Source organism: Steroidobacter sp., from assembly GCF_016790065.1.
In the GTDB taxonomy this organism is placed as follows: domain Bacteria; phylum Pseudomonadota; class Gammaproteobacteria; order Steroidobacterales; family Steroidobacteraceae; genus Steroidobacter.
Map to the genome: position 1 here is coordinate 1 of NZ_JAEUPY010000416.1, position 8,807 is coordinate 8,807.

Consider the following 8,807-nt stretch of genomic DNA (forward strand, 5'->3'; position numbering starts at 1 on the left):
GCCAACGTGTTCTGGGACATTCTGCCGAGGCTGCATCTGTCGGCGGGCGTGCGTTTCACGCAGGTCGAGAATTCATTTGGTAACGCGGCGGTGTTTGCTGAGGGCGTGCCGCTGCCGACGATGGTGCGGATCAAGGGCGAGACCGACGAAGTCGATCCGCGCGTGGCCTTGAGCTTCGATGTCACCGACACGAGCATGGTGTATCTGCAAACGTCCACCGGATTCCGGCCGGGCTACGGCAACAACCCGTTGGCGGTCGGAACGCACAACACGGCGGGCGGCGTGGTGGTCGTTCCTGACACGGTGGACAACGAATACCTGACCAACTACGAGTTCGGTTACAAGGGCACGTTGTTGGGTCAGCGATTGAGCTACGCCTTGGCGGCGTTCTACATGGACTACCAGGATCTGCAGATCCGCGGACCTGCCATCGTCGATGCCGGGTTCGAATCGTTCACCTACGATCGCAACCAGGGCGAAGGCTCGGCCAAGGGAGCGGAACTGGAGTTGAATGCGTTGTTGACCGATGCCTGGAGCCTGCAACTGGGTGCCGGCTACGTCGATACCGAACTGAAACGACCCGGCACGGCGCGTTCGGAGATTGCTGGCATTCGTCCGTGGACGGTGAATGTCGCGAACGTCTTCGAGGCGCCCATCAACGCTACCTACGACGGCTTGTTTCGTCTCGACTACAAGTGGCAGGCGCAAACGTTCGATTCAGTGTTGCGCACGCCGGAGTCGGAGTTGCCCGAGTTCGGCATATTCAACGTCACCGCCGGAGTGTCTACCGAGCGTTGGAGCCTGGTCGCGTATATGGACAACATCACGGATGAGATCTACTGGGTGGGGACCGCGGGTGGTACGAGCTTGCGAGGCACCCGCGCCATCTTCATCCCGCGCACCTTCGGCCTGCGCTTCAACTTCAACTTCAGCTCTCCTCGCTGAATGACTCATTGAGTCACCCATCCGGATCGACCGCGGTCGATCCGGATGCTCGATGGGGGCAGTATCGATGACTCAGACGAATAGAACGATCATCAGCGGGTTGCTGTGGGCGGTCATGCTCGCCTTTGCGGCCGTCGCGAACGCAGAGCTGATGCAGCCACAGGGGCGCGTGCGAAACATCGACTTCGAGACCTCGGAGGGCAGCTGGATGTCCATCGATGTGTCGCCCGACGGTCGCTGGCTCGTTTTCGATTTGCTCGGCCACATCTACCGCGTGCCATCCGAGGGTGGTACGGCCGAGTGCCTGACTCAAAACAGCGGCATCGCCGTCAACTTTCATCCCAGGTATTCCCCGTCGGGCGATGCGATTGCGTTCGTCTCGGAGCGAGGCGGTTATCACAACCTCTGGCTCATGAACGGCGACGGCACGAATCCGCGCATCGTGCGGCACGAGCCTGACATCATCGCGGCGGCGCCTGTGTGGAGTCGAGATGGCCGTAGCTTGATCGCGCAACGCATGACGACGCGCACCACCGGCAGCTATCTCGATGCGGCGCTCGGCTTGTGGCGCTATTCGCTCGACGGTGCCGAGCCGACGCGAGTCTCGCCGCCGCAGCGGCGGGCGTCATCGTTCGCTTCAGTGGCTGCTGACGGGCGTTCCTTCTATTTTCAGTACTTCGCCGGGGCGGATGAACGCACCATCGATCTGACTCGCGCCGACTTCAGATTGGCGCGGCAGGCGCTCGGCACTACCGATCGAGATGCCGTCGTATTGGATGGCGGGCTCGCACCGGTGGCCTCACCAGACGGTCGATGGCTTGCGTTCGCGCGACGTTTGCCCGATCAGGTGATGGTGGTGCGCGGTCATCGCTACGGTCCGCGCAATAGTCTGTGGATTCGGGATTTGCACACAGGTGCCGAGCGGCAGGTGCTCGATGCACTGGATCCCGATATCGCCGATGGCGGCAACATCAATACCCAAGTGCCGGCGTTGCTGCCTGCTTACGCATGGTTCCCCGACAGCCGCTCGATCGTCATCGCGCAAGGCGGGCAGATCCGGCGCGTGCAGGTCGAAACGGGTGCGGTGGCAACGATCCCGTTTCGAGCGCGCGTGCATCGAACGATTTCGGAACAGGCGCGGGCCCAGGTGTCGATCTCGGACGCGCCATTGACGGCTAGGGCGTTGCGTTGGGCAAGCACGTCGCCCGATCGCAAACACGTTGTCTTTCAAGCGGTGGGGCGACTGTGGCTCGCGGGGGCGAAAGGTAACGGGGCGCGTCGTTTGACGCCCGCGTCGTTTGCGCCGCTGGAATTCATGCCGGCGTGGGCGCCGGATGGCCGCTCGATTGCCTTCGTGGGTGTCGATGCCGATCGGCGCACACGCATTTGGCAGGTCGCGATGAATGGTACGGATCCTGTGCCTGTCACGGTGACGTCCGGCGAGTATGCAAACCCCGTCTGGCACTCGGGTGGGCGTGAACTTGCCGCTGTCGCAGGCTGCGGCGCGTTGTTCGAATGTTCTTCGAACCTGGGCAAGAGCCCGCTGTCGCTGGTGACCATCGTGCTCGATACCGGGCAAGTGCGCCAGGTTACGACACTGTCGTGGCCGGATCTGGCGATCCCAGTGCCTGCTTATGGGCCCGATGGGCGGCTGTACTTCACCGATCACAGTCGAGCGGACTTCGAGCCGACGACGCGGCTGTCGTCGGTTCGTACCGATGGAACGGATCTGCGCGTGCACGCGGAGCTGCCGTTTGCAACGTCGGTCGTGCCATCGCCCGACGGCAAGTATCTCGCCATCGAAAAGCGCTCGGAGGTTTTCATTGCGCACTTCGACCCGATGGCGCCGATGACACGAATCAATCGAGAGCAGCTCTACCAGCAGACGGGGCAGGTCATGCGACGCTTGTCCGCGGCACGCGCATTCGATCCGCGTTGGCTCGACGCGGATCGCCTACAAGTGACGGGTGAGGGTGGGCTCATTCATCGGGTATCGACGAATCGATCGGAGAATCTGCCACTCAAGATTACGGTGCCTCGTGATGTCCCTCGCGGCAGTCTGGCGTTGACGGGCGCACGGGTGGTGACGTTGCGCAAGCAAGAGGTGATGGAGCGCGCGGACATCGTCGTTCGCAACGGACGGATCGCCTGCGTCGGTCGATGCGACGTTGCACGAGTGGATCGTGTGGTCGATGCCAACGGCATGACCATCATCCCCGGCTTCATCGACATGCACAGCGGCTTTGGCGGCCGACGCGATGAGCTCTTGGAGCCGCGCAATATTGAAGGTGAAATGGCGCTCGCTCATGGCGTGACGACGGGTTTCGCACCGTCCTCCGGCGCGCAAGCCATCTATGCAGAGGCCGAACTGATCGAGGCGGGCATCAACGTCGGGCCGCGTTTGTTTGGTGCTGCCGACTACTTTCGCGGCGACAGAGGGGCGCGTAGCAGCTACGTCGAGATTCTGGATGCCGCCGATGCTGATCGAGAGACTCGCAAGAATGTTTCCTTCGGTGCGGTGGCCCTCAAGAATCTCACCCTCTCCGGCGCGAGAGAGCGACAGGCGCTCGCGAGAGCTGCGCGCGAGCGGGGCATCGGCATCACGGGACATTTGCAGACGGGATTCTTCGAGCATGGCTTGAGTCTGGCCATGGAAGGGTACACCGGCGCGCAACACATTCCGGTGCAGGCGCCGCTGTACTCCGATGCGGCCCAGTTCTTCGGTCAAGCCGGCTTTACCTTCAATGTCACGCTGGGCCGGATGGGCTTCGTTCGCAATGACGGATATTTCGTGCAGGAGACGGAGTACTGGAAGAATCCCAAGGTGCAGCACTTCATGTGGCCGGGAGAGTCGCCACCGTATGGCACGCGTCGGCGCGAGTTTCGTCCGCTGAGCGATTACGCCTTCCCGTTGCAATCGCAGTTCGCGGCCGATGTGATGGCGGCGGGCGGGCATGCGGCGATCGGCACGCACGGGCCGGGCTACACCGTGCAGTGGGAGATTCGCATGCTCGCTGCGGCGATGGGGCCGATGGGTGCGCTGGAAGCGGCGAGCCGAGCGGGCGCTGCGTTCCTTGGGGCGGAGCGTGATCTCGGTTCGATCGAAGTCGGCAAAGTGGCGGATCTGATCGTGCTGCGCGCCAACCCGCTCGATGATATTAAAAATATCGCCGCCGTTCGGCAGGTGATGAAAGGCGGCGTTCTGTATGACGGCGACACGCTGAGGCGTGAGTGGCCTACGCGCTCATCGTCGCCGCCGGTAGCCGCTGCACCTGAGACTCGCTCACTGCGGTCTGTGGTCGACTCGGCACGCGTGGTCGCTTTCGGTGAGGCTGCACATGAAGTGCCGGCGTTGCTGTCGTTACGGAATCGAGTCTTCGAGTACCTGGTGGAGGAGCTCGGCTTCTGTGCCATCGCGATGGAGACCGACTTTGCGGCGGCGACTCGAGTCGATGACTACGTGCGCGGCCGCGGCACTCTTGACGATGCATTGGTAGCAGCGGTCTGGTCCTTCGGCGCGCCACGGGCGCTGGAGGAAAATCGGCAACTGCTGGAATGGATGAGAGCACGCAACCAACGATCACCGCAGCGCTGCCAGCTACATGTCTACGGGCTGGAAATGTTGGGTCATAGCTTGTCCGGTCCGCGCGCCAATCCAGGCGCGCCGTTGCAGGCGGCGCTGGATTACGTGCGCACCGTCGATCCGAGCCGTGCTCAGTCGATGCAGGTGCGTGCACAGCCACTACTGATGTCGATTTCGAACGGCGCCTACGTCATGGACGGCGAAAATCCATACACCAGGATGAGCGTCGAGAATCGCAACGACTTGACTGCGTTGATTGCCGATGTCGTGAGCCTGCTCGAACGCCGACGCATCGAATGGATCGCCGCGGGCGACGAACTCGCCTACGCCCGAGCGTTGCGAAATGTCGGCAACGCGCGCTCGCTCGATGCGGACATGCGAGCTAATGGCTGGTGGCTCAGTCGTAGCGGTGATCGCAACCAACGTGACGCCACGAGCGCGGACAATCTGTTGTGGGCGCTGAGCCGCGAAGGCAACTATGCGCGCGCTTTCGTGGTGGCTCATAACGCTCATGTAGTTGTCGGCGCGCGCCAAGCGTTCATGTCGATGGGCGATCATTTGAAATCACGACTGGGTGCGGACTATGTGACGCTCGGCACGTCATGGTCCGATGCCAAGCACAGCGTCGATCCGACACTGTTTGATGCCGTCATTGGCAGCTCGCTGCAGTTGCAAGGGATGATCCAATGAAATGGTTCGTGACTGTATTGGCGATGCTACTGCCAATGTTCGCCCACGCTGACCGCTTCGAGCCGGCACGCGCCAAGATTCGGGACATCATGCTGGAGGAGAACCTGCCGTCCGTCGCGCTTGCAGTGACGCAGCGGGGCCAAATCATCTGGGAAGAGGCCTATGGATGGGCGGATGTAGCCAAGCGAGTGCCTGCAACGCCTCGAACGCCATACTCGCTGGCCTCGATGTCGAAGCCGATCACCGCAACCGCGATCATGATGTTGGTGGAGCGCGGGGAACTGAACCTCGATGCGCCATTGAACAATTATCTCGGCGAGCACCCCATCAAAGCGCATGTGGGTAATGTGAAGGCCGCGACCTTGCGTCGCGTGCTCGATCACACTGCTGGCCTGCCGACACATTGGCGATTCTTCTATGACGGCGATGGCGCACATCTGCCGTCCATGGAACGCACTATCGATGAGTATGGAACGCTGGTTCGCGTGCCGGGGGAGGGCTATCTCTATTCGAATCTCGGCTATGGAATTCTAGGTCACGTGGTGGAGCGCTCGGCTAAGCGTCCGTTCGCCGATTTTCTGCGCACCGAGATATTTCAGCCGCTGGGCATGACCGGCAGCATGATGACCAGCGAGGCCCGCAACGATGCACGTGTTGCTGTTCGCTACGCCCGCAATCGGGTTCCGGTACCGTTCTACGACGCCGACACGCCGGGCGCCTCGTCAGCCTATGCGAGCGCGCACGACCTCGCGCTCTTCGGCATGTTCCATCTCAAGAATCGCGTGCCGGGACAGAAGCGCATTCTCTCTGATCCAAGCATCGATCAAATGCGCGTGCCGACGGCCAAGGATGGCGACCGCGGCATGCGGACCTTGGGCTGGGGGCTGCGTCCGTTCAATGGCTTCGAGGTTTTACGACATGCAGGCTCGATGGCCGGCGTGGCCAGTCGATTGATGCTGATTCCCGAGTACGACGTGGCTATTGCGACAATGACCAACGTCGAGACCACCAAGCTCGAAGAGATCAATGCGGCCATCTTGCAGACACTTCTGCCCAACGAATGGGTGGCCCGACGCAAGCTCGCGCCCGCGGCGCCAGTGGTCGGCTGCTGGCAGGGAAAGGCTCATGTCGATGCGCGCACCGTCCCGTTGAGTGTCGACATCAAAGCTACGGGGATGGTCGAAGTGAAGGTGGGAGCGTCGTCCGTGGCGTCGATCCCGAATGCGCAATTTCGGGTGACCGACGGACGACACGAGCTGTTGATCGAAGATATCGCTGCGAGCCTCGGCAGCACGGACGCGAACCGCTACGACTATCGAGTCAGTCTCGACCTCACGCTGCGCGATGGAAAGCTCAGCGGTGCCGCCTACGCCATGTCTCGGCCGGTCGCAGATCGGATCGGTAGTGCGTTGTCGTTCCGCGCTGAGTTGGAGAGGCTGCCAGCGCAGGAGTGAGTTCGAGCTCGCCTCCTCAGGAGAAGGCACGAGGTCACGGCTTGCTCAGCCGAATCTCCCGCGCGTCTTCTGTCATGCCGATGTCGAATCGGTTCGCCAGGGCGAACTTGACCGAGTCCATGTCGCCCACCCGAAACCGACCGGTCAAGCGGATGTCTTGTAGCGCCGGGTCGGAGATCACGAAGGATTTCGGCGTATAGCGGTTCACTTCCTGTAGCACCGCATTCAAGGGCACGTCCTCGAACTGAATCATGCCTGACGTCCAGCTCGTGGCCGCTGCGGTATCGATCGCGACGGGCGGTGGAATCTGTTCCTTTACGGCCACCAGTACTTGATTGTTTGCGCCGAGCTCGACCGGCGCGGTACTGGCGTCGCCCGTACGAGAGACGCGAACGCGGCCTTCGGTGACGACAACCCGAGTGCCGTCGTCCGTGCGTCGAACGCTGAACCGCGTGCCGATGGCGCGAACCTCCAGATCATCCGTTTTGACGATGAACGGTCGTGCGGCGTTCTTTGCCACTTCGAAGAATGCTTCGCCGCGTGGCAGTTCGACGATGCGAACGTGATCGTCATAGCGCACCTTCACCTCGGAGTCGGTGTTGACCACGACGCTCGAGCCATCGGCAAGCGCGATGCGTTGTTGTTCGCCATGGCCCGCGGAGTAGCGGCCGTTCGAATACCAGAACCAGCTGAGCGTCACCGCCAGTAGCAGCAGTGCGCAGCTGCCGGCGAGTGTAACGAACCTGCCGAAGCGTGGTTCTGGCGCGACTCGGCTTTGGCGCCGGGTGGCCAGCAAACGTTGATAGCCCTCCAAATGCAGCAGCTCCTCGCTATGTTCACGCAGCTGCGCACCGAGATAGCCGATCTTGTTGACTTCGGCATACGCCTGCGCGTTGCGCGGGTCAGCGGTCAGCCATTGATCGAGTACCAGCAGTTCTTCTCGGGTGACATCGGGGCACTGCGTGCGAACCGCCCAATCGGCCGCGGTGGTGGGATAGCCCCCCAACACGTGACGCAATTGCTTCCAGACCGAGGGAGTGCTCATCGCAGGTAATCCTTTAATCGATCCTGACAGTGCGCGATCGCACGTGCCATGTGCCGCTCGACACTGCGCACCGAGAGATTCAAGGTCTGCGCGATCGTCGTATGTGACAGCCCTTCGACGTGATAGAGAACGAACACTTGCTGAGTCAGGTCGGGCAGTTCGTTGAGGGCGGTGACGAACAAGCGCAGACCTTCGCGCCAATAGACGATCTCGCTGGCTTCGGTGCGCTCGTTGCCAGCGATGTTGTCATCGAGGGTGCAGTGGTCGTCGACTTGATGTGAGATGCGGGCGCGTTGCACATCGGTGGCCGCGTTGTAGGCGGCTTTGATCATGTAGGAGCGCGGATTCTCTTCCAGCGCGCCGGCATTCTCGCGACGTAACAGCCCGAGGAACACGTTCTGGGTCGCGTCCTGGGCATCCTCATGACTACGCAACCGCCGGCGCAGGAAACTACGAACGCGTTTCCCCTGCGATCTGAACAGACGGGTGACCGGCGAGTCGGGCATGGCGCTAGAGTGCCACCACTCGCACAGCCGTGGAAGAAATTTTCAAACGCTGTCGGGTTTGGCGGCGTGCGCCGTAAGTACTCGATAGGGAGCTTGAAATCACAACGACAAACCTGGGGCCGCGACATGCATCAAAAACACCGTCGATCCTTTGCTCTGGCAGCCTGCGGCCCTGTGGCCTCGTGCGCACTGGCATTCGCCTCGCTGGCGTGGAGTCAGTCCAACCCGGTGGATTTCGATCTGCCGGCCCAATCGCTGGAGGCCTCGCTGAAATCCATCGCCGAGCGAGAAAATCTGCAGCTCGTTTACGTGAGCGCCGACATTGCCGGCATCTTGGCGCCGGCGCTCAAAGGCCAGTATTCGGCGGTGGATGCAATTACCAAGCTCACCGAGGGAACGCGCCTGGTCGTCAGCTACGACGGCAAGGCAACGGTGGTCGTCAAACCGAAAGCCAATCAAACCTCCGGTGATGCTCGCCTGCCTGCCGATGCCTCGCCGGTGCAAACCGCGGCCTTGGAAGAAGTCGCCATCGAATCAGTCACCGTCTACGGCCGCGGCGCCGAGACGACGACACGCGATGTGCC

At 61.8% G+C, this 8,807-nt stretch carries 6 protein-coding genes; 4 read left to right on the forward strand and 2 right to left on the reverse strand.

Translation table 11 applies throughout. From position 1 onward, the window contains the following. The 3 genes from JNL55_RS17230 to JNL55_RS17240 all read left to right on the forward strand — a co-directional run. On the forward strand, nt 1–945 hold a 945-nt coding region (locus JNL55_RS17230; RefSeq protein WP_293856175.1), incomplete at its 5' end, for a TonB-dependent receptor. Between the two features lie 67 nt (nt 946–1,012). Beyond that, nucleotides 1,013–5,218, forward strand: coding sequence for an erythromycin esterase family protein (locus JNL55_RS17235; RefSeq protein ID WP_293856178.1), 4,206 nt, complete (start codon nt 1,013–1,015; stop codon nt 5,216–5,218). Further along, nucleotides 5,215–6,672 (forward strand): serine hydrolase domain-containing protein, encoded by a 1,458-nt coding sequence (locus JNL55_RS17240; protein ID WP_293856181.1) that lies wholly within the window; start codon nt 5,215–5,217, stop codon nt 6,670–6,672. Before JNL55_RS17235 ends, JNL55_RS17240 begins: the two co-directional genes overlap by 4 nt. Nucleotides 6,673–6,706: 34 nt before the next feature. Here JNL55_RS17240 and JNL55_RS17245 read toward each other — a convergent pair whose 3' ends face one another. Together JNL55_RS17245 and JNL55_RS17250 are read right to left on the reverse strand one after the other, a co-directional pair. Continuing rightward, nucleotides 6,707–7,717, reverse strand: a complete 1,011-nt coding sequence (locus JNL55_RS17245) for a FecR family protein (protein ID WP_293856184.1) — start codon at nt 7,715–7,717, stop codon at nt 6,707–6,709. Then, nucleotides 7,714–8,223 carry an RNA polymerase sigma factor gene (locus JNL55_RS17250; protein WP_293856187.1) on the reverse strand — a complete coding sequence of 170 codons (510 nt, stop codon included), beginning with the start codon at nt 8,221–8,223 and terminating at the stop codon, nt 7,714–7,716. Before JNL55_RS17250 ends, JNL55_RS17245 begins: the two co-directional genes overlap by 4 nt. Before the next feature lie 126 nt (nt 8,224–8,349). On the opposite strand from JNL55_RS17250, the gene JNL55_RS17255 reads away from it, so the two are divergent. After that, the coding region (locus JNL55_RS17255; protein ID WP_293856190.1) for an STN domain-containing protein at nt 8,350–8,807 on the forward strand (458 nt) is incomplete at its 3' end.